Here is a 22,746-nt window from a genome sequence, read left to right as displayed (position 1 = left end):
TAAAATAATTTGAAGGTGTGTTTATATGTCTTATAGTGCAATATGGTCAGAAAATAAAAATCTGAATGCAGTTGAAAAAACTAAACTGAAAAAAGATGGTCTTGATATTATCAATGAAATAATCGATAAATATTCAAAAACAGGCTATGAGAGCATATATCCCGAAGATATTGGTCTTTTTAAATGGGCCGGTGTTTATGAGCAAAAACCTAAAAATGGATATTTTATGCTCAGGGTGCGTATGACATCTGGTATTATGAATGCAGCACAGGCAAAAACGCTGGCTGATATAGCAGAAAAATACGGACGAGGCATAGCCAATATAACTACACGTGGATCAGTGCAGTTTCACTGGATAAAAATAGAAAATATCCCTGATATATTTTACAAACTAAAGTCCTGCGGAATGAGTTCTTTTGAAGCCTGCGGTGACTGTACCCGTTCTATTGTAGGAAACCCTCTGACAGGTATTGATAGAGAAGAACTGATAGATACCAGCTCCATAGTAAAGGAAGTAAACAATTTTTTCCTTTTAAACAGAGATTTTTCAAATCTGCCCAGAAAATATAAAATATCGATATCTGGCAGCATTTATAATACTGCACATGCGCAAATAAATGATATATCGTTTACTCCGGCAATCAAAACTGTTGATGGAGAAGATGTTCTGGGATTTCATGTTTGGCTGGGCGGCGGTCTTTCCAGTACACCTCATCTGGCAAAAAAACTGAATATTTTTGCCAGACAGTCGGATGTTTTGAAAATAACCGAGGCAGTATGTATTATTTTTCGTGATAATGGATACCGAGAAAAGCGCACCCGTGCACGACTAAAGTTTCTGCTTGATGATTGGGGCGTGGAAAAATTCGAGTCAAAAATAAAAGAGCTCACCGGTCCGCTGCTAAAATCGGGTATTGATAAAACAGTTTCATGGAATGCATCCTATTATTATGGTATTCATCCGCAAAAGCAAAAAGGAAAAAGTTTTGTAGGGCTTAATATTCCTTTTGGTGAAATAACTGCCAGGGATTTGGCTGAACTTGCCTCAATAGCGGATGCCTGCGGAGATCAAAAGCTTCGTACAACACTGTCACAGAATATAATAATTTCCGGTATTGATGATAACGCTGTTCCGCAGCTGATCAAAAAGAACATTTTCACACGTCTGCCCATAATGCCCAAAAATTTTCTTGGCTATACTGTAGCCTGTACTGGAAATGAATTCTGCAATCTGGCTATTGTCGAGACTAAAAACAGAGCCAGACAAGTGACGAGCTATCTTGATAAAAAAATTGCTATGGAAATACCTGTGCGCATTCATTTTACGGGATGTCCAAATTCGTGCGGGCAGAAACACATTGCAGATATAAGCCTGCAGGGTGGACGGATAAAGACAAAAGACGGAATCAAAGATGCCTTTACTTTATGGGCAGGAGGAACATTGGAAGGGTGCGGACATTTCGCTGAAAAGATAAAAGATCTTACTGATGCGGATGAAGTACAATTTATATTGGAAAAAATGCTTCTTTTTTATAAAAAAAATTCTCTGCCCGGAGAAAATTTTACATCTTTTGTAAATAGAGAAGGGATCGACAGGCTGAAAAATGCAGCCATAGTTTAGGATATGGCTTTAATATAATGGTTATTTCTTATTGACATCCTAATAAACACATGCTAATATATAAATCATATCATTACATTATTACATTTGACTAATTAGAAAACTAAAGGTCGAAGTGTGCGGAGGGCATGCTTTGATCTTTTTCTTATTGTAGGTAGCAGCCGCTTCCCTGAAACTGGTAGGCGGTTAATAAAATATAAAATAAAAAGAGGTAATAAACATGAGTGAACATCAGTATAAATTTGAAACTTTACAGCTTCATGTCGGACAGGAACAGGCCGATTCCGCAACAGATTCACGAGCTGTTCCTATATATCAGACAACATCGTATGTTTTTAAAAACAGCCAGCATGCAAGTGATCGTTTTGGACTCAAAGATGCGGGAAATATATACGGCCGCCTCACCAATACCACACAAGATATATTTGAAAGACGCATCACTGCATTGGAAGGCGGGGTGGCCGGTCTTGCGGTGGCATCCGGTGCGGCAGCCGTAGCATATGCATTTCAGGGATTGGCGCATGCAGGTCACCATATTGTTTCAGCTACAACTATTTATGGCGGTACATATAACTTTCTCGAACATACATTACCGGATCGCGGAATAACTACAACATTTGTTGACCCTGCGGAAGGCATAGATGCATTTGATGCCGCGGTTAAAGAAAATACCCGTTTGATATTCATCGAAACTATAGGCAACCCCAATGCCAATCTCATTGACATAGAAAAGATAGCTGCTGTAGCGCATAAGCATAAAATTCCACTTGTAGTTGACAGCACTTTTGCTACACCTTATCAGGTAAAACCGTTCGATTACGGTGCTGATATAGTTGTCCATTCTGCTACGAAATTTATTGGTGGACATGGCACTACATTAGGTGGTGTTATTGTTGACAGCGGCAAATTTGACTGGGTGGCTTCAGGTAAATTCCCCCATTTGGTGAAACCAAATATTAGTTACCATGGTATAAGTTTCGCAAAGGATATCGGTGCACCTGCTTTTGCAATATATCTGCGTGCATTGTTGCTGCGTGATACGGGGGCAACTCTTTCCCCATTTAATGCGTTCTTATTACTGCAGGGAACAGAAACTTTATCGCTGCGTGTTGAACGCCATGTAGAAAATTCACTTAAAGTAGTAGAGTTTTTGAGCACTCATCCGAAGGTTGCCAAGGTCAATCATCCGGCGGTGTCTGATAATCCTGACCATGAACTTTATAAAAAATATTTTCCTAATGGCGGTATATCCATCTTTACTTTTGAAATAAAAGGCGGAGAAAAAGAAGCGCGTAATTTCATAGACCATTTAAAGATATTTTCATTGCTTGCTAATGTAGCCGATGTGAAGTCGCTTGTTATTCATCCAGCAAGCACGACTCATTCACAGATGAGTGCTGATGAACTGGCACAGAGCGGTATTACACCTTCTACCGTTCGTTTGTCAATAGGTACTGAGCATATTGACGATATCATTTGGGATTTGAAACAAGCTTTTGATGCTGTCTGAGAGAACATAAGATAATAATTTGAGTAGCATAGTATTGACATTTGACTAGAGCGTGATTTATACTGTTTACAGATAAAATTACCGCCGGGTAACGTCCTGTAATTATTCCGTTAGGCCTTTGAAGGAATAATTACAGGACGTTTTTGTTTTTTATTTATTAGAAATTGAGGAGTGAATAATATGTTTAGGGAAATGCGGCGCAAGCGGCAGCTTTTGTTGAAAAAAGAAATTGATGAAATTTTAAAATACAGGACTGTAGGAATACTTGCCGTTCATGGTGATAACGGTTATCCTTATGCAGTGCCTGTGAGTTATGCGTATGGTAAAGGGAAAATATATCTGCATTCTGCACGTAGCGGGCATAAAATAGACAGTTTAAAAAATGATGCAAGAGTGTCTTTTTGTGTGGTGGATAAAGATCAGATTGTACCGGAAACTTTTACGACCTATTTTCGCAGTGTAATTATTTTTGGAAGAGCAAAAATTATTAAAAATGAAGCAGAAAGAATAGAAATATTGTCCAGATTAGGAGAAAAATACGCACCGGGAAGAATAGCGGAATGCCAAAAAGAAATTCAAACTCAATTGAATAATACGTGTGTGATAGAAATTACCATAGAACATATGACGGGCAAGGAAGCTATAGAATTAGTACAAAGCAGAGAGCAGGTCTAAAGTATGATAAATTTAATTTTAGATCAAAAATGGCTTATTTTGTTCTGTTTAGAAATTTTGGCATGGTTGATTACATTCTTTATGCTGTATGCGCGATACAAGATGAATTCTTCAGGCTGGTTCCGAATTTCGGCTGTAATGTTTTTCGTGACAGGTGTAATTCCTCAAACGTTGTTGGGAATCGTGAATTTTATAAACGCTGGACAATTTGATGTCTTTACTGCTGTATTGCTGATGCTATTGTTATATGGTTTTACTTTAGGGCGCGTTCATACGAGGAGAATAGATAGGTGGGCAAAAAGAAAATTTATTGCACCAAAAAATTAGGATAGCGATTGAGACGTATTTGGAACAATTTATAAAAGACTTTACAATGTAGCAGGGAAATGCTAAACTTACTTTATAAAGATAATTTATAAAGATGGTGAATATTTTGCATAAAAAAGATTTGCGCAGTGAAAATTTGGAGCTTTTACGTTTGTGCCTCAGACGGGTTCGACAGGCCACTAAACCTCAAATGGCAGAGTATACAGGGTTGAGTGTAGTTACAGTTAATTCTCTTTTACAGGATCTTTTGTTGAACGGCGAAGCTGCTGCGGCTGAAGAAGCAGAATCCTCGGGAGGACGGCGGGCACAAACTTATAGTTTTAATGCGGAACATCGCCTGGCATTGATTATTTATATGCATGAAAAAACAGGCCGCGATACTATGTTTATTTCAGTGGATGATTTGCTGGGAAATACATTAGAAATTTCTGAGCTGCAGCCAAAAAAGATAAATCTGGAATATTTTACTGAAGTTCTTCGTCCCTATTTTAATAAATATCCGCAAATTTCAGTAATTGTAGTCGGACTTCCGGGAGTCGAAGTAAAAGGAAAATTAGTTATAAGCGATTATCCCGGATTGCAGGATACAATGTTTTGCCAAAGTCTTTCGGCGCAGCTGCAGTGCCCGGTGATTTTTGAAAACGATATCAACGTCACAGTAGCAGGCTATATTTACTCATTGGAGGAAAAATACCGTCAAGAAACCGTTGTGGGTATTTACTTTCCTCAGAATTATCTGCCGGGGGCAGGAATTTTTGTAAAGGGAAATCTCTACAGGGGACGCGATGGGATTGCGGGAGAGATGGGACACTGTTTTAGGACATTTAAGCCAAAGCATAAAATCAAATTTGCAGACAAGGCCTCGACAGTAAATTGTGAAGCTATACGAAATGCAGTACAAGCAATATTGCTTTTTGTATCAACATGGAATCCGCATCGTATAGTCATTTACAGCGAAATAATTCAGCCTGCGCAGACAGAATTTATTAGAAAATGCTGCGTGCATGAAATTTCAGAAGAATTTTTGCCGGAAATTACGATTAAATCAGAAATATATGAAGACTATAAAAAAGGCATACGATGTTTGGCTGCAGAGTATTTAAACAATAAAAAATAAATTAAGAAGATTTTATGGAAAAATGGTTTGACTTGCATATGCATTCGAGCTACAGTGCTGATGGGGAATTTACACCGGAGAATTTGATGAAAAAATGCGCCGCAGCAGGATTAAAAGCGGTGGCATTAGCTGATCATAATTCTACACGTGGTGTTTTATATGCTAAACAGGCCGCAGTGGAGCTGGGCTTGGCATATTTTCCTGCAATAGAAATTGATTGCATACATGAGAAGCACAACTTTCATCTTTTGGGATATGGTATACATGCAGATGCAGTGATTTTTAGAAAAATTGAGCGGGATGTACATGAACAGGAAATTGCTGCATCAGATAAGCTGATTGAACTTGTACGGAAAATGGGTTTTTATTTTAGTGAAGAATTGGTAAGGGCAAAAGCGAAAAACGGTGTGGTTGTTGCTGAGATGCTGGCAGAGGTTATACTGAATGATCCGCATAATAATGAGAATAGTCTCCTTTTACCTTTGCGGCCCGGTGGCGCACGCAGTGACAATCCATTTGTAAATTTCTTTTGGGATTTTTGTTCGCAGGGAAAAGCTGCCTATGTGCCTATGCGTTATATTTCACTTGCTGAGGCTGTTTATGCTGTTCAAAAGAACGGCGGTGTGGCTGTGCTTGCGCATCCAGGTGCCAATATTGGTCAAAATCGTGAAATTATAGAATCTGTTATAAAAGCCGGTGTTGATGGCATTGAAGTTTACAGTAATTATCACGACGAAAAAACTAAAAGATTTTATGCGAAAATTTGCATTGAACATAAAAAAATCGCAACTTCGGGAAGCGATTTTCATGGTAAAACCAAGCCTTCTATATATTTAGGAGAATTGGAGCATCCGTATGCTCATAGGGTATATGGGCAGCTTGTACAAAAAATCAAAGAACGCGGCGGGGAGATGGTAGGATGTCTTCAGATATAATAGAAAAATCTGTGCTGAAAACTCCGGGAATTTGGCAGCGGCATGCTACACGTGCCATTTTTTTCATCGGCGGCTTCGGGGCAGCATCATGGGCGCCTCTTGTCCCGTTTTTAAAAGCAAGACTGCAGCTTGGCGAAGATGTTTTGGGTATGCTGCTTCTTTGTATCGGTATCGGTTCGTTGTTTACAATGCCGCTCACTGGTATTGCGGTTGCACGCTTTGGCTGTCGAGTGGTGCTTGTGAGTGCAGCTTTTATTTATACAGTGCTGCTTCTGACTTTGAGCCAGGTAGCTTCTTTATGGATGGCAGTACCGGCACTTCTAGTATTTGGAGCTTCCATGGGTATGGTGGATGTAGCAGCGAATATTCATGCGGTTATCGTAGAGAAATCTTCGGGAAAACGCTTGATGTCGGGAATGCATGCACTCTGGAGTGTTGGTGGCTTTTCGGGCGCCGGTATTTTTGGTATATGGTTGAATTTCGGCTACACACCATTTATGGCCACTATTTGCGCGACAATAATCATGCTTTTTTCATTGTCTTTCTTTGGACGTCACCTGTTGAGTTATGGGGGCGGGAAGTCAGGGACTTCGCTATTCGCTGTTCCACACGGAATAGTAGCCTTTGTAGGAATAATTGCATGTATTGCTTTCTTAGTTGAAGGAGCTATCATGGATTGGAGCGGTGTGTTTCTCACATCGGTACGAGGTCTTGACATATCAATGGCTGGTACAGGATTTGCGGTATTTTCAGCCGCGATGCTTATAATGCGCCTGACAGGAGATCGGCTTGTGCAAAAACTCGGCAGCAAGCCTATCATTCTTGGCGGCAGCCTCCTGTCTGTCATGGGTTTCCTGTTTGTCATTCTGGCATCATGGCAGCCGCTTCTCTATGCGGGCTTCTTCCTTATCGGTATCGGCAGTGCGAATATCGTGCCGGTATTCTTTTCATTGCTTGGCAAACAAAAAATCATGCCGCTTAATATGGCAGTATCGGCAGTAAGTACATTAGGCTATTTGGGAATATTGATGGGACCGGCAGTAATCGGTTTTATTGCGCATCAAACAAGTCTTTATACATCGTTTGCGCTGCTGGCAGGACTTGTGGCATTGCAGATGTGCATTGCGGGCTATGTATATAAAAAAGTATTATGATGATCGATTTTGTATGCGGCTGAAAAAATTATTGCAAGATGTTGAAACTAAACTAAAAAAATAGTAGGGAGATATTCATGTGAAGAAAATTGTGGTTTTGACGGGAAGCTCACGAAGAAATGGTAATAGCAACACAATGGCTGATTGTCTTATTGCGGCTATAAAAGAAAGAGAGAATGAGGTGAAACGTTTTGATACAGCCTTTTTAAAGATCGAAGGTTGTCGGGTTTGTGATACATGTTTTAGTAAAGGAACTGCTTGTTCCTTTACGGATGATTTTAATCATATTGCAGAGTCAATACTCGCTGCTGATATAGTTGTTTTTGTATCACCCGTTTATTGGTATACCTTTCCAGCCAAGTTAAAAGCTGTCATTGACAAATTTTATTCTTTTTGTGTAGGAGAGCAGGGAATAGGAAATAAAAAATGTGCACTTATTACCTGCTGTGAGGAGAATCAAATGGAAACTTTCACGGGGATAAAATTTTCTTATGAAAAAATGATAGGGTTGTTGAAATGGGAATCAGTCGGAGAAATTATGATGCCAGGAGTACTAGAAATTGGAGCGATAAAAAATATTAATTATGAAAAACCATTGCAAAGTCTGGCGGTATCATTTTAAAATTGTTGATAACAGGGAATAAAAAGATTTCTGATCAATATGTATCGTACTATAGCATATGTTTATATTAAAAAAATTATATAAATAATATTGACTTTGAGTGAACACCATGTAGTAAAATTTAAATTGAAAAGTATATCAGAAACGTTTTAGGATAAAAATGTGCCGCGGGAAGAGGCTGTCTTCAAGTAGGGAGAAATAAAAATGACAATATCAGAAGTAAGTGAAAAATATGGTATGACACAGGATACATTACGTTACTATGAACGTGTAGGATTGATTCCGTCGGTGCCGCGTAAACCAAGCGGTGTTCGCGATTATGATGAGCATAGCTGCGGCTGGGTGGAGTTTATTCGGTGCATGCGCAGTGCAGGACTGCCGGTTGAAACATTAATTGAATACGTACGGCTCTGGCAGGAAGGATCAAAAACAAAGGCAGCACGAAAACATTTGCTTATTGAAGAAAAAAAGCGATTGGATAAACGAATTGCTGAAATGCAGGCTACACAAGCAAGATTGGCTTCTAAAATTGCACATTATGATAATATGAACAGAGTTGCGGAGACATTGTGAGAATCAAAAAAGCGTAATATATGAAAATTTAATTGACAAACCTGATAAATAAAGTTAATATTAACATGAAAATTGAATATAGTTGGAGACAGGTGTCAGAAATGACTTAATAGGGAATCCGGTATGAAGCCGGAGCGGTCCCGCCACTGTGAAGATGAATTTTTCAAACTGTGCCACTGAAGCAGAAGCTTTGGGAAGGCTTGAAAAAATGATGAATCTGAGCCAGGAGAACTGCCTGTTTTAACATCACCGTTAGTGTTGGTGCTCATTTACCGATACTTATACCTGCGAGAGATAGGGAGGGAGATTTGATACTGTGGATATGGATCACATGGTAATATTCTCCGGCTTTGTTGTTAAGGCCGGATTTTTATTTTCTGAGAGATTTTATTGAAACTGCTATTTTAATCTACCTGCTTTCTGCGGGTAGATTTTTTTGTTTCTCAATAAAAGGAGGTTTCTGATGAAAGATGAAGTAAAAAATCAAGATGACAGTGATAATCTTGATCTTCAGGCTATTTTGAAGAAGGCGGACCAGCAGACAGACTTTCCTAAAGTGCCCTTTGATGAATTTGCAAAGCCTACGCATGAAGAATGGAAGGAAGCATGTATAGCACTGCTTAAAGGTGCACCATTTGAAAAAAAAATGTATACGAAGACGTATGAAGATATAACGTTTGAACCTATGTATACGAAAATAATGACGGAAGATATACTGCCCAAAAATTCCTTTCCCGGTATGGACGATTTTATGCGTGGCAGCAGGATAAATGGCTATATTGAAAAACCGTGGGGAATCGCTCAGGCCTGCGATGAAAGCATGCCAAAAGAGAATAATGAGCTGTTGAAACATGAAGTGGACAGGGGATCAACAATTTACAATATAAAGCTTGATCAGGCAACGTTGCAGAATAAGGATGCGCAGTATGCTGAAAAAGTAGGCGATGGAGGATGCAGCATAACTACCTTGGCAGATATGCATCAATTGCTGAGCGGATTGGATCTGAATAAATATGGTCTTTATATTTATTCAGGTGCATCATCTCTGCCTGTCCTTTCCATATCCGTAGCTGCATTGCAGGCATCAGGCTGTCCTGTAAAAGGTATGCACGGAATAATAGGTGCAGACCCTTTGGGCGAACTGATAAGTCATGGAAAAAATTATGCCGGTCTTGATTCTCTGTATGATGAAATGTATGAATGCGCCTCATGGGCATACGAAAAGTCACCAAAAGTCAGAACTATAATGGTGCGCAGTGATGTTTTCAGCCGCGGCGGAGCAAATGACGTGCAGGAAATAGCATATACACTCTCTATGGCTGTTTCTTATCTGCGCGCTTTGCTGGAACGCGGTATGGAAATAGATGCCGCAGCTTCACAGATAAGTTTCACTTTTTCCATGGGTGCTAATTTTTTTATGCAAATAGCAAAACTGCGGGCAGTGCGGCCGATATGGGCGAAGATAATAAAAGAATTTGGCGGCGGTGAGGATGCTCAAAGAATGTATATTCATGCCCGCCCGGCACTCTTTTGCAAAACGGTTTATGATCCGTATGTAAATATGCTCAGAAATACGACAGAAATTTTTTCCGGAGTAGTAGGTGGTGTGGATTCTTATGAAAATGCACCTTTTGACGAACCTATCAGAAAGGGTGATGAATTTTCACGGCGTATTGCCCGAAATGTCCAAATTATCCTCCAGGAAGAATTTGGTCTATTGAAACCTATTGATCCTGCCGGAGGTTCATGGGCAGTTGAAAGCCTCACGCAAAAAATAAAAGAGAAAATATGGGCAGAATTTCAGCTCGTAGAAGAAAAAGGCGGGATGCTGGAAGCACTCAAAACAGAATATCCGCAAAAGCAGATAGCGGATATTCTTCAGGCAAGATTTAAGAATGCAGAGTTCCGCAGAGATCGTATTGTGGGTAATAATATGTATCCAAATATGACGGAAAAACTTATTGATAAGCGTCCCGAAGATGCGGAGAGTTTAAAAAAACAGAGAATGAACGATATCGGTGATTATTTATCGGATGTTGATGAAATATTTAAACAGGAATGTTTGGCTGCATTTGGCATGAGCGATAAAAAAAGGCTGGTAGATGATGCGATCGAAGCTGCTAAAGCAGGGAGTTCAATTGCAGAGCTGCGCAAGATGATGGATAAGAGAAAAAACGGGGCAGGTGAATGTATCACTCCTATATTGCCGCACCGCTGGAGTGAACGTTATGAGGCTTTGCGCAGTGTGACGGAAAATTATAAAGAAGATACAGGAAAAAATGTAAAAATATTTTTGGCGAATATGGGGCCTATACCGCAGCATAAGGCCAGAGCGGAATTTTCTACCAGTTTCCTGCAGGTAGGCGCTTTCGATGTTCTTGCCAATGAAGGCTTTAAATCCAGCGATGAAGCGGTCGAGGCAGCAAAGGTATCGGGAGCGGATGCTGTTGTCATCTGTTCTACCGATAAAACTTATCCGGAGATAGTACCGGAGCTTGCACAGAAGCTAAAACAGGCACTGCCTGATGTGACAGTGTATCTGGCAGGAGCTGCTCCCAAGGATCTGGAAGAAACTTATCGTAATGCGGGAGTTGACGATTTTATCTCGGTCAAAGCAAACTGTTATAAAATTTTGCAATTCCTGCAAAAAAAGAAAGGGATGGTCGGATAATGGCATTTAGAAATCCTGATTTCAGTAAGATCGGGCTCGGCGATGCATCTTTCCATTCAAAAGATGCATGGATGAAGAAGCTGAAAGACGAAATAGGTTTGAATTATGATGCTCTTGCCGGTAAAACAATGGAGCATATTCCCATTAAACCGATTTATAATTTTGACGAATATGCTCATATGAATCATCTGGATTTTGCCAGCGGTATTCCGCCATGTCTGCGCGGGCCTTATTCTACAATGTACGTATTTCGGCCGTGGACTGTCCGCCAATATGCAGGCTTTTCAACGGCGGAAGAGTCAAATGCCTTTTATCGCCGCAATTTGGCTGCAGGACAAAAGGGTCTGTCCATAGCCTTTGATCTGCCTACACATCGCGGCTACGATTCGGATAATCCGCGTGTCTTGGGAGATGTAGGCAAGGCCGGCGTAGCTATTGATTCCATTTTAGATATGCGCATATTATTCAACGGAATACCACTGGACCAAATGTCTGTCTCAATGACAATGAATGGTGCGGTGCTGCCGATAATGGCCTTTTATATTTTGTCCGGCGAAGAACAGGGCGTGGATAAAAGCGTTATGGCCGGTACGATTCAAAATGATATACTGAAAGAATTTATGGTACGCAATACGTATATATATCCGCCGGAAATGTCCATGCGCATCATCGGTGATATTTTTGAATATACGACGAAATATATGCCTAAGTTCAATAGTATTTCCATTTCCGGTTATCATATGCAGGAAGCGGGGGCCACGGCTGATATAGAACTCGGCTATACGCTGGCCGACGGATTGGAATATATACGTACAGGAGTGAAGGCCGGCCTGCCGATAGATGCTTTCGCAAAACGATTATCATTCTTCTGGGCAATAGGAAAAAATTATTTTATGGAAGTAGCCAAAATGCGTGCGGCACGCGTACTCTGGGCTAAGATAGTCAAATCGTTTGGTGCCGAAAACGGTAAATCAATGGCATTGCGCACACATTGCCAGACTTCAGGATGGTCGCTCACGGCGCAGGATCCTTTCAATAATATTGCTCGTACATGTATGGAAGCTATGGGCGCGGCCCTTGGGCATACCCAGTCGCTGCATACGAATGCCCTTGATGAAGCAATAGCGCTGCCAACTGATTTTTCTGCGCGTATTGCCCGCAATACACAGCTTTATATACAGGATGAAACGCGTGTGTGCAAAATAATAGATCCTTGGGGCGGTTCTTACTATGTGGAAGCATTGACAGATGAAATAATCAGACGGGCGTGGGCGCATATCCAAGAAGTAGAAGCATTAGGCGGCATGGCGAAAGCTATTTCCACAGGGCTGCCTAAAATGCGCATTGAAGAAGCTGCTGCACGCCGTCAGGCACAGATAGATTCACGCAATGAAACAATAGTGGGCCTTAATAAATATCGTCTGGAAAAAGAAGATCCTCTGCAAATTCTGGCAATAGACAATACGGCAGTACGCAATTCTCAGATAGAACGTCTGAAAAAACTGCGTGCAGAAAGAAATGCCGATGAGGTGCGCAGCTGTCTTGAGGCATTGACCAATGCCGCTGAATCCCGTGACAATGGAAATCTGCTTGAGCTTGCCGTAAATGCGGCAAGAGCGCATGCTTCCCTTGGTGAGATATCGGATGCAGTTGAAAAAGTATCGGGCCGTTTTAACGCGGTTGTTCACACAATATCAGGTGTTTATTCATCCGAATTTACGGACAAGACTGAACTGGAAAAAGCCCGCGGCATGGCCGATGACTTTGAAAGGCTGACAGGCCGCCGTCCGCGTATTTTCGTTGCCAAGATGGGACAGGACGGTCATGACAGAGGACAGAAGGTAATAGCCTCGTCATTTGCTGATATGGGCTGGGATGTGGATGTAGGGCCTTTATTCCAGACTCCTGCAGAAACGGCGCAGGATGCAGTCGACAATGATGTGCATATGGTAGGCTTCAGTTCGTTGGCCGCAGGACATAATACGTTATTGCCTCAGTTGGTGGAAGAATTGAAAAAACTTGGGCGTGAAGATATTATGGTGGCTATCGGAGGCGTTATACCTGTGCAGGATTACGATTACCTATATGAACATGGTGCGGCAGCTATATTCGCTCCGGGTACAAATATTCCTGAAGCAGGTATAAAACTGCTCACACTTTTGATCAAAGAGGTTAAAGCAGAACTGGCCGAGGTGTGAATTATGGCTGAATATAAAAGTTTTAAACCAGACTGGGCTCCGGAAAAAAACGATAAAGCTTTTGCCTGCAGTGTAATGGACGGCATAGAGGGAATAACCGATACTACAGTGGGAAATATCAATCCACAGCTGGAAAAAGGACGCAGGAAGCCGATCAGAAAATTAGTTTTACCGGTCGAAGAATATGTAAATGGAGTAGCACAAGGGAACCGTATGGTCCTTTCGCGCGCTATTACGTTGATAGAAAGTAACAATTCGGACCATTTTGCCAAGGCACAGAATGTTTTGCAGCAGCTGCTGCCCCGCACAGGAAAGGCTTTACGGATAGGTATAACGGGAGTCCCGGGGGCAGGTAAAAGTACAATGATAGAGGCTTTGGGGAATATGCTGTGCAATATGGGGCATAAAATCGCTGTATTGACTGTCGACCCGACAAGCTCTGTGACAAAAGGATCCATCCTCGGCGATAAAACACGTATGGGAACATTGTCGAGGAATCAGAATGCATTTATCAGACCATCACCGGCGGGCGGAACTTTGGGCGGCGTTGCAAGAAAAAGCCGTGAAACGATGCTGATGTGTGAGGCAGCGGGATATGACATCATAATCATTGAAACTGTCGGTGTAGGTCAATCAGAAATAACGGTGCGATCCATGGTTGATTTTTTTATGCTGGTCGTTTTGACGGGTGCGGGGGACGAACTGCAGGGAATAAAAAAGGGGATAATGGAATTGGCCGATGCAATAGTTATTAATAAAGCTGATGGTGACAACCTGCTGAAGGCAAAAGTATCCCGCGGCGAATATGAACGTATGATAGAATATATTCGTCCGGCCACAGAAGGATGGCAGACACATGCATATCTTTGTTCAGCCATAAAAAAAACCGGGTTGAAAGAATTATGGAAAGTCATAGAAATTTTTACTAAAATGACAAAAGAAAAAGGTTCATTTCAAAAACGCCGGGAAAATCAGCTTCTTGACTGGACTTACAGCATGATTGATGAACATCTGCATAACTTGTTTTTTGATGATCCTGTAATAACAGGACGTATGCCGGAAGTTCGCCAGTCCGTGCTGACGGGAAAGATATCGCCGACTCAGGCCGTTGCGGAATTGATTAATCTGTTCGATATTGAACGTGCGGCCAAAAGGCACAGCGGCATTTTCTAAAGTATGTCAGTGATTCTGCGCATTTAAACAGAAGGGTGACCAAGGAGACGGAAAATGTATACTAAAAATATTTATTTTGCCGGCGGAAGCTTTTATGAACTGCAGGAGCTTTTTTCCCGGGTAAAGGGAGTCACAGCCACAAAAACGGGATATATAAATTCACTTGCAGCTTATCCTTGTCATAAAGACATATTGAAAGGGAAAACCGGAGCGGCAATGGGAATAGAAGCAGAATATGATCCTAAAAAAATAGATCTTTCCACATTGCTGGATATCTTGTGCACTGTTATTGATCCTTATATAAAGAATGGCCAGAAGAATATGCAGCGCAGCGGAGTGTATTATTCTGAGGGGGAAGATGAGGCAGTCGTTCAGCTGTATATGAACTTTATAAAAAGCAGACACAGATCGCTGCCTATAACGCCATTTTCTGCCGTAAAATCTTTTGACAGTATGCTGACGGCAACCCGCAGGTGTTATATGGAGGCACTGCCCTTGGTAAACTTTTATCCGGCAGAAGAAATGCATCAATATTATTTAAGAAAGAATCCCTCAACCAAAACCTTTATAGATTTTATGCGTCTCAGAGAACTGGAAATAATTACATCAGTCTGAGAATAACAACATCATGAAAAACCGCCGTACTGAGCAGAAAATGTTTGGTATGGCGGTTTTCTGCATTTATTTGGTCCGCTTTAGCCATTATGGTATAATAAATCCAATAAAAAATATATATAACAAGGAAAATTATGATACCTGTCCCATGTCAAAGGAGCAAAAATGTTTGTACAGGAACGGCAAAAAAAAATTATAGATTTATTAGAAGAAAATGGCAGAGTCTTAGTAAGAGATTTAAGCATGCGCTTTAGTGTGACGGAAGATTGTATACGCAAGGATCTCGCCGCATTGGAAAAAAATAGTTTACTGAAAAGAGTCTACGGCGGAGCGGTAACGGAAAGGATAAATACACATCAGCTCAAAGCGGAACAGCGCAAAGATACCAATGTAGCTCAGAAAAAGATAATCGCAAAAAAAGCCTTGGAGCTTATAAAAACCGGTGATACGATATTTTTAGATATTTCTACGGTGAACGTGGAACTGGCCCGGCTGCTGCTGAACAAGAAAATCAAAGTAAATGTTATCACTAATATGATAGATATAATGAATCTGCTGGCAGCCCATAAATACGCGGAAATGACATTTATTGGCGGGACTCTCGATTTTGCAGGAGACGGGTTTATTGGAGGACTCGCTAATGGTTTAATTGACAAGCTGCATTTTGATGCGGCGTTTATGGGGGCGGTAGGCATTGATATACACAAAAATGCTGTATATACATATAAACCGGAAGACGGACTTACTAAGAAAAAGGCGGTTGACTCCGCAGATAAAGCGTATATATTAGCGGAAAACGAAAAGTTTATGAGAAGTGGTAATTTTCTATATGCCTCTTTGAATGATTTTATTGCTGTTGTGACGGAAAAACCGCTTTCCCGGCAGGCTGCGAAAAAAATCAAGGAATATAGAATAAAAAATTTATGAAACTCTTATTGTCTCCGTACCGTTTTTGTGCGGAGATAATTTTTATTGAAAAATAATAAAAAACAATATATAATAATATAAAATAATAAAAGAGGAGAGATCGTATTGCAAAATATGAAAATGTCAGAACGAATAAAGATACTGAAGAAAAAAATGCTGGCACAAAAAAGATACATGTCTGTTGAACAGGCTCTTCTTACAACTGATGTTTATAAAAAAAATGAAGAGAAACCTGTGATAATAAAAAGAGCGTTAGCCTTGCAGGCAGCACTGGAAAAGATCGAGATAGCAGTCGAACCGGAAGAAATGATTGTCGGCAACAGGACAAGAGGTGTCAGATTTGGCGTAGTTTCACCCGAGAGCGGAGGATCCTGGATAGATGGAGAACTGACGACACTGCCGAACAGGCCGCAGGATCCCTTTCAAGTCCATGCAAAAGATATTGACGACTACAGGGAAATTATCAAACCATATTGGCAGGATAAATCACTGGAAGACATATTACAGAAAAGATATGGCAGGGAACTTGCGGCGATCAGTAAAGTAGCCAAGATCAACCAGACAGATCATTCGCAAGGCCATATTTGTCCGGATTGTTTACTCTGGCTGGAAAAAGGACCTGCCGGAATAAAAGAGCAGGCACAGCGATTGACAGGCGGGCAGTCTTTAACGCGAGAACAGAGAGAATTTTATAAGTCGGTAGTCATAGTCATGGATGGAATGCAGACCTTTATGCTTAGATACAGCATACTTTTAAAAGATACAGCTCGTGTCAATGGAAAATTTGCGTCTTCACTGGAGAAAATGGCGGATAATTGCGAAAATATAGCAAAAAGGCCACCTGAAAATTTTCATGAAGCGGTACAATCTCTGTGGTTTTTATTTGTTGTTTTACAGATGGAATCAAACGCATCATCCTTTTCACCGGGGCGCATGGATAGATACCTATATTCTTTTTATAAAAATGATATTGACAATAGTATTATCAGTGCGGATGACGCATTGGAAATAATAGAATGCCTGTGGCTGAAATTTAATCAGATTGTCTATATGCGCAACGAGGGCAGCGCAAAATATTTTGCCGGATTTCCCATCGGATTCAATATAGCGATAGGCGGGTTGGATGAGTATGGCAATACTGCAGAAAATGACCTGTCATATTTGTTTTTAAAGGCACAGGAAGATTTGGGACTGCCGCAGCCAAATCTGTCGGTCAGACTAAATAAGAATACATCACAGAAGCTTTTGCAATATGCTGTAAAAGTGGTGGCAAAAGGCAGCGGCATGCCGCAGTTCTTCAACGATGAAGCAATTATTGAAACGATGATGAATGACTTAAAGATAGAAAAAAAAGATGCATGGGATTATGCGATCGTCGGCTGTGTTGAACTTACTACGCAGGGGAATAATCTTGGCTGGAGTGACGCGGCGATGTTTAATATGAACAAAGCCCTTGAACTTGCCATGAATCATGGCAGATGCCTGCTGACCGGTAAACAGCTGGGACCGGATATGGGAGGCTTGGAAAGGTTCAGCTCGTATGAAGAGCTGGAAAAAGCATTTGCTGCTCAGATTGACTATTTTTTGGAAAAAATGATAATGGCCTGCGAAGAAGTAGAAAAAGGGCATATGGCGCTGCTGCCTTCTCCCTTCCTTTCAGCAGTGATAGACAATTGCCTGGCAAATGGCGTTGATGTCACAGCCGGCGGAGCAAAGTACAATTTATCGGGTGTTCAGATAATACAGGCAGCCAATGTTGCGGATAGTATGGCGGCACTCAAACAACTGGTGTATGATGAAAAACACGTAAGCGGCGCCGAAATGCTCAATGCTCTGCAGAATGATTTCAACGGTTTCGAAATAGTGCGGACAATGGCGGAAAACAAAGTACCTAAATATGGCAATGATATAGAATGGGTCGATAATATTGCCGCAAAATGGGCGCATTATTTCAGAGAAAAGCTTACTCATTATAAAAACTGCCGGGGCGGAATATATCATACAGGAATGTATACCGTATCAGCACATGTGCCAATGGGGGAAAATGTGGGAGCTTCGCCAGACGGACGTCTTGCCGGAAAACCATTGGCTGATGGCGGCATGTCTCCTGTGTATGGTTGCGATAAAAACGGACCTACCGCCGTTTTGCAGTCTGTTAGTCGATTGGATAATGTCCTGACCAGTAATGGCGGACTGCTCAATATGAAATTTCTGCCGGAATTTTTTGCCACTGAAGAAGGTATAGAAAAATTTTCTATGTTTTTGAGAGCTTTTGTTGATCTGAAGATACCGCATATCCAGTTTAATGTAGTACATCGTGAAGATCTTTTGAAAGCGCAGAAAGAACCGGAAAAATATAGCAGCCTTACGGTCCGTGTAGCCGGATATACGGCTTATTTTACAGAACTGGACAGAAAATTGCAGGATGAAATAATAGCCAGAACGGAATACAGTGCGATATGAAGAAGGGACTGATTTTTGATATACAGCGTTTTTCTGTCAATGATGGGGCAGGGATCAGAACCACAGTATTTTTAAAAGGCTGTCCGCTGCACTGCATATGGTGTCAGAATCCTGAAGGTATATCCGTCAATGCTAAATTAGTTTGTTTTGCAAGTTCATGCATATTGTGCGGACAATGCGCACAGAAAGGCGATAACGCCGTGCGCATTGAAAAAAAACAAGTTGTCATTGAAAATGATAAAGTAAAAAATCCTGACGAATATGAGTCGATCTGTCCGGCGGGGGCTTTAAGAATGGACAGCAGATGGTATGAGCTTGATGAACTGATACACATTCTTAAGCGGGATAAGGTTTTTTTCAAATATGGAGGAGGTGTGACTCTTTCAGGCGGAGAACCTTTTTTTCAAAATGAATTCAGCACGGCACTTTTGCAAAAACTGAGGGAAGAAGGAATTCATACAGCAGTGGAGACTTCTTTATATACAAGGCCCGGCAGTATAGAAAAAGCGTTGCCGTATATAGATACTTTGTTTGCTGATTTTAAAATATATGATAATGATTTGCATAAAAAATGTACGGGAGTAGACAATGATATAATAAAAAAGAATATAAAATTTATTCTGCAATCTCCGTACAGAGACAATGTAATTATCAGGACACCACTTATTCCCTTTTATACGGCTGTGCCGGAGAACTTGCAAAAAATAGCAGAACAGATTGTATCTTGGTATGAGCACGTAAAATATGAATTGCTTAATTATAATCCGCTTGCAGCGGCAAAATATAAACACGTCGATTATGATTATTGTTTTTCTGAAAAACTGCCTATGTACACTGCAGAGCAAATGGCTTATTTTTACGGAATCTTAAAAGAAGCAGGGATCATCGGATATTAAAATTTTCCGCATGGCAGGAAAGATTTCAGTATACGGAATCATCTGCAAATCTGTTATAATAAAAATATACAGTCAACAATATATAAAGGAGCGAATATATCTATGAAGTATTTGATTGATACAGCCAATCTTGAAATGATTGAAAAATGCAATGACCTGCTGCCGATAAGCGGTGTTACAAGTAATCCCAGTATTATAAAAAAAGAAGGGAAAATAAATTTTTTCCCCCATTTTCAAAAAATACGCAGCATAATAGGCAAAGACAAAACACTCCATATTCAAATTTTGGCTGAAGACAGCGATGGTATATTGAAAGAAGCGCATACCATATTGGATAAAGTGGATAAAAATGTATTCATAAAGATACCGACGACCCCCGAAGGTTTGAAGGCAATACGCCTGCTGAAAAAAGAGGATGTCGGAGTGACAGCCACTGCTATTTATACAAAAACACAGGGACTTATGGCTATGGAAGCCGGCGCAGATTATATAGCACCCTATTTTAATCGTATGGAGAACCTGGATATTGACGCACCGGATACGATCGCTGTTTTTGCTGATATGATAGCCGTATATGGTTATCATACTCAAATTTTAGCGGCAAGCTTTAAAAATATAGCACAGGTAAACACCGCTTTCAAATGTGGAGCGCAGACGGCTACTGTCGGTCCTGATATTTTACTGGCAGCATTTGCTGTGCCATCAATAAAAAAAGCGGTCGATGATTTTGCAGCAGATTGGAAACAAATATTCGGAGCTGCTTCTATCCGTGACTTATGAACAAAAAAGATGGAAAGGAGGCAGGATCACGCTGAACGCGTGACCCTGCCTCCTTTTCTGTCATTGTCATTTTTGAAAAAATACTTTTTTATCCGCTGTTTATATGGCTGAGTGATTTATTCTGTTAAGCTTTTTTATTTGGCAAAGGCAGTTCAGTAATTTTTTTATGTTTGAGAGTACAATATTTTATACCGAAACTGCGCACGGCAGCTATAATAGGACGTAATTCCTCACCAAAGTCACTGAGACTATATTCAACGTGCAGAGGAATTTCAGAATATACCTTGCGATTGACCAGGCTGTTGGCTTCTAAAAAACGAAGATTGTCGGTCAGTACTTTCGGACTGATGCCTGGTATGCTTTTAAGTAAAACATTGAACCGATAAGAATCATTGAACAATAAACGCAAAATATGAAGCCTCCACTTATTGCCTATAAGGCCGATTGCTGTGGTCACTGGACAGATTGGTAATTCATCTTTAGTTATCATTACTGCAAATTACCTCCAAAATAAATTATTGTATATTTATCTTCAAAGAGATTATGTAAATTATAACATATTATATTCTCAATAAACATGATCGTGAATGATATAGTAATAAAAAAGTAAGTAATTGTTTTCATAAAAATTGAATTTTATAATGTTATATATGTAAATTACTTATATGTTTTTCAATAATTAATGGCAAGGGGTTAAAAAAATGGCAAAAATGACAGCAGGTCAGGCATTAGCACGTGTGTTGATTAGTTGGGAGATTGACCATATTTACGGAATAACCGCGGATTCTATAAACAATACAGTAGACGGTTTCTATCAGGAAAGAAAAAATCTGAAATATATTCAAGTCCGCCATGAAGAGATCGGCTCTCTGGCAGCGGCAGCTGATGCAAAATTGACAGGCAGAATAGGTGTATGTTTTGGATCCGCCGGACCTGGTGCCGTGCATTTGCTCAACGGTCTTTATGATGCCCGTCAGGATAGAGTCCCTGTTTTGGCGATAGTCGGCCAGTCTGCAACAGGCGTGATGAATACCAATTTTTTTCAGGAAATGAATCAGGATCCTATTTTTGCCGATGTAGCGCAATTTCATAAACAAGTAGTCAGTGCTGAACAAATACCAAATGTCGTTGATGAAGCAATTCGTTCAGCGTACGCTTCAAATTCAATATCGGTTGTCATTATTCCCGATGATCTGTCCGGGAAGATCATCGACTTTGTTCCTTCCAAAACACGAAAAGTAAGCGGAACCGGTCAACCTTTGCAGGCAAGGCCTGAAGATGTCCGGCTCGTTATTGATAGCCTTGATAAGGCAGAGCGTCCGATATTATGGATAGGACAGGGAGCACGTGATGCGGCTGAAGAAGTAACAGCTGTCTCAGAGAAATTTAGTATGCCGGTCTTATCTACTGCGCCTGCTACGGGAATAATGCCTGCGGATCATCCAAATTATATGGGCTGCCGCGGACGGCTGGGCACCAAACCGGCTTTTGAAACAAGTGAGATGGCAGATCTTATAATATTTGTCGGCACTAACTACCCGTTTGCCAGATTTCTTCCCAAAAATATAAAATCTATACAAATAAATAATGACATAGCCGATTTTGGCAAACAGTATGACGCGGATATTACCGTTCCTGCTGATGCGAAATCTTTTCTTTCGGCATTGCTTAAAGAAGGAAAACAGCGGACGGAATCAGTTTTTTTGAAGGCATCACAAGTCAATAAGCAGAACTGGGATAAATGGCTGGATAAATTGGCAGATGACGACAGTGAAGGTTTATCTGCTGAAGGGGTCATAAAAGGAATAAAATCGATAGCTGATGATGATGCTGTTTTTGCGCTTGATGTGGGAAATAACACAGAATGGGCAATACGTCAGCTGCCTTTGAACGGAAAACAGAAAATGACTATGTCCTCATGGTATGGCACTATGGGATACGGATTACCGGCAGGATTGGCAGGCAAACTAAGCTTCCCTGAGCGGCAGGTATGGTCTATTTCCGGAGACGGCGGTTATGCGATGGTGATGCCTGACCTTCTGACTGAGGTAAAATACAATATACCTGTAATAAATGTGGTTTTAGAAAATAAATCTTTGGGTTTTATCCAGCATGAAAAAATAGTGGCAGGACAAGCTTTATACGGGATAGATCTATTGGGAGCGGAATGGGCTGCTATGGCTGAAAACATGGGTGCTATAGGATTCAGGGCAGCTAATTTACAGGAACTCCAAGATGCGCTTAAAAAAATTGAGGAATTGCAGGCAAAAGGCAATAAACTGCCTATACTGCTCGATGCGAAAATAAAAAATGTTGATCCGATAGATACGCATACAGTACCGGTTGATCCTGTCCTGTATGATAAAAAAACCATTGATGAATATCGTGAACAATACAAATTGGATGAAAAAACACAGCCGGCATTATCTGTTATTTTCAACAATGTTGATTAGATTTTAAACAGAGAAGACTTTCGGAAACTGCTGAAT

General features: G+C 40.7%; 19 protein-coding genes and 1 riboswitch. Of the genes, 18 read left to right on the top strand and 1 reads right to left on the bottom strand.

All coding sequences use genetic code 11. The annotated features are described in order from the left end of the window. The first annotated feature begins 25 nt into the window (after positions 1–25). The 17 genes from NXG61_RS13165 to NXG61_RS13085 all read left to right on the top strand — a co-directional run bounded on the left by NXG61_RS13165 (position 26) and on the right by NXG61_RS13085 (position 20,257). A complete protein-coding gene (locus tag NXG61_RS13165; RefSeq protein WP_307222517.1) occupies positions 26–1,621 on the top strand; it encodes a nitrite/sulfite reductase in 1,596 nt (531 codons plus the stop codon). Between the two features lie 220 nt (positions 1,622–1,841). Beyond that, positions 1,842–3,131 (top strand): O-acetylhomoserine aminocarboxypropyltransferase/cysteine synthase family protein, encoded by a 1,290-nt coding sequence (locus NXG61_RS13160; RefSeq protein ID WP_196605376.1) that lies wholly within the window; start codon positions 1,842–1,844, stop codon positions 3,129–3,131. 180 nt (positions 3,132–3,311) lie between these two features. Beyond that, positions 3,312–3,806 (top strand): pyridoxamine 5'-phosphate oxidase family protein, encoded by a 495-nt coding sequence (locus tag NXG61_RS13155; RefSeq protein ID WP_196605375.1) that lies wholly within the window; start codon positions 3,312–3,314, stop codon positions 3,804–3,806. Between the two features lie 3 nt (positions 3,807–3,809). Next, the gene (locus NXG61_RS13150; protein WP_307222520.1) at positions 3,810–4,133 is read left to right on the top strand and encodes a hypothetical protein; all 324 of its coding nucleotides are present in this window, start codon (positions 3,810–3,812) and stop codon (positions 4,131–4,133) included. Positions 4,134–4,239: 106 nt separating this feature from the next. After that, a complete protein-coding gene (locus NXG61_RS13145) occupies positions 4,240–5,250 on the top strand; it encodes an ROK family protein (protein ID WP_432748945.1) in 1,011 nt (336 codons plus the stop codon). A gap of 14 nt (positions 5,251–5,264) precedes the next feature. Continuing rightward, a complete protein-coding gene (locus NXG61_RS13140) occupies positions 5,265–6,185 on the top strand; it encodes a PHP domain-containing protein (RefSeq protein ID WP_307222524.1) in 921 nt (306 codons plus the stop codon). Then, entirely contained in the window at positions 6,170–7,339 is a 1,170-nt protein-coding gene (locus NXG61_RS13135) for an MFS transporter (protein WP_307222526.1), read from the top strand. Before NXG61_RS13140 ends, NXG61_RS13135 begins: the two co-directional genes overlap by 16 nt. A 79-nt stretch (positions 7,340–7,418) precedes the next feature. Next, complete coding sequence (locus NXG61_RS13130) at positions 7,419–7,961, top strand: flavodoxin family protein (protein ID WP_307222528.1); 543 nt, start codon at positions 7,419–7,421, stop codon at positions 7,959–7,961. Between the two features lie 204 nt (positions 7,962–8,165). Then, positions 8,166–8,534, top strand: a complete 369-nt coding sequence (locus NXG61_RS13125) for a MerR family transcriptional regulator (protein ID WP_196605369.1) — start codon at positions 8,166–8,168, stop codon at positions 8,532–8,534. 73 nt (positions 8,535–8,607) lie between these two features. After that, positions 8,608–8,787: riboswitch (cobalamin riboswitch) on the top strand. A gap of 210 nt (positions 8,788–8,997) precedes the next feature. After that, a complete protein-coding gene (locus NXG61_RS13120) occupies positions 8,998–11,205 on the top strand; it encodes a methylmalonyl-CoA mutase family protein (protein ID WP_307222530.1) in 2,208 nt (735 codons plus the stop codon). Next, a complete protein-coding gene (gene scpA, locus NXG61_RS13115) occupies positions 11,205–13,403 on the top strand; it encodes a methylmalonyl-CoA mutase (RefSeq protein WP_370871609.1) in 2,199 nt (732 codons plus the stop codon). The genes NXG61_RS13120 and scpA overlap by 1 nt, the downstream gene beginning before the upstream one ends. Before the next feature lie 3 nt (positions 13,404–13,406). After that, complete coding sequence (gene meaB / locus NXG61_RS13110; RefSeq protein WP_307222532.1) at positions 13,407–14,576, top strand: methylmalonyl Co-A mutase-associated GTPase MeaB; 1,170 nt, start codon at positions 13,407–13,409, stop codon at positions 14,574–14,576. Between the two features lie 54 nt (positions 14,577–14,630). After that, positions 14,631–15,191, top strand: coding sequence for a peptide-methionine (S)-S-oxide reductase (locus tag NXG61_RS13105; protein WP_196605365.1), 561 nt, complete (start codon positions 14,631–14,633; stop codon positions 15,189–15,191). A 165-nt stretch (positions 15,192–15,356) separates the two neighbouring features. Continuing rightward, positions 15,357–16,118 (top strand): DeoR/GlpR family DNA-binding transcription regulator, encoded by a 762-nt coding sequence (locus NXG61_RS13100; protein ID WP_196605364.1) that lies wholly within the window; start codon positions 15,357–15,359, stop codon positions 16,116–16,118. 114 nt (positions 16,119–16,232) lie between these two features. Next, positions 16,233–18,581, top strand: coding sequence for a glycyl radical protein (locus NXG61_RS13095; protein ID WP_307222768.1), 2,349 nt, complete (start codon positions 16,233–16,235; stop codon positions 18,579–18,581). Then, on the top strand, positions 18,578–19,477 hold the full coding sequence (locus NXG61_RS13090; RefSeq protein ID WP_307222534.1) for a glycyl-radical enzyme activating protein: 900 nt from the start codon (positions 18,578–18,580) through the stop codon (positions 19,475–19,477). Before NXG61_RS13095 ends, NXG61_RS13090 begins: the two co-directional genes overlap by 4 nt. Positions 19,478–19,579: 102 nt before the next feature. Next, complete coding sequence (locus NXG61_RS13085; protein WP_196605362.1) at positions 19,580–20,257, top strand: fructose-6-phosphate aldolase; 678 nt, start codon at positions 19,580–19,582, stop codon at positions 20,255–20,257. A gap of 124 nt (positions 20,258–20,381) precedes the next feature. On the opposite strand, the gene NXG61_RS13080 is transcribed toward NXG61_RS13085, so the two are convergent. Then, complete coding sequence (locus NXG61_RS13080; RefSeq protein WP_196605361.1) at positions 20,382–20,747, bottom strand: winged helix-turn-helix transcriptional regulator; 366 nt, start codon at positions 20,745–20,747, stop codon at positions 20,382–20,384. A 211-nt stretch (positions 20,748–20,958) separates the two neighbouring features. On the opposite strand from NXG61_RS13080, the gene NXG61_RS13075 reads away from it, so the two are divergent. Continuing rightward, positions 20,959–22,710, top strand: a complete 1,752-nt coding sequence (locus NXG61_RS13075; RefSeq protein ID WP_307222537.1) for a thiamine pyrophosphate-dependent enzyme — start codon at positions 20,959–20,961, stop codon at positions 22,708–22,710. The last annotated feature ends 36 nt before the right edge of the window (positions 22,711–22,746 follow it).

Source organism: Pectinatus haikarae (genome assembly GCF_050916305.1).
GTDB classification, from domain to species: Bacteria; Bacillota; Negativicutes; order Selenomonadales; family Selenomonadaceae; genus Pectinatus; species Pectinatus haikarae.
This window is presented reverse-complemented; position numbering and strand designations above follow the sequence as displayed.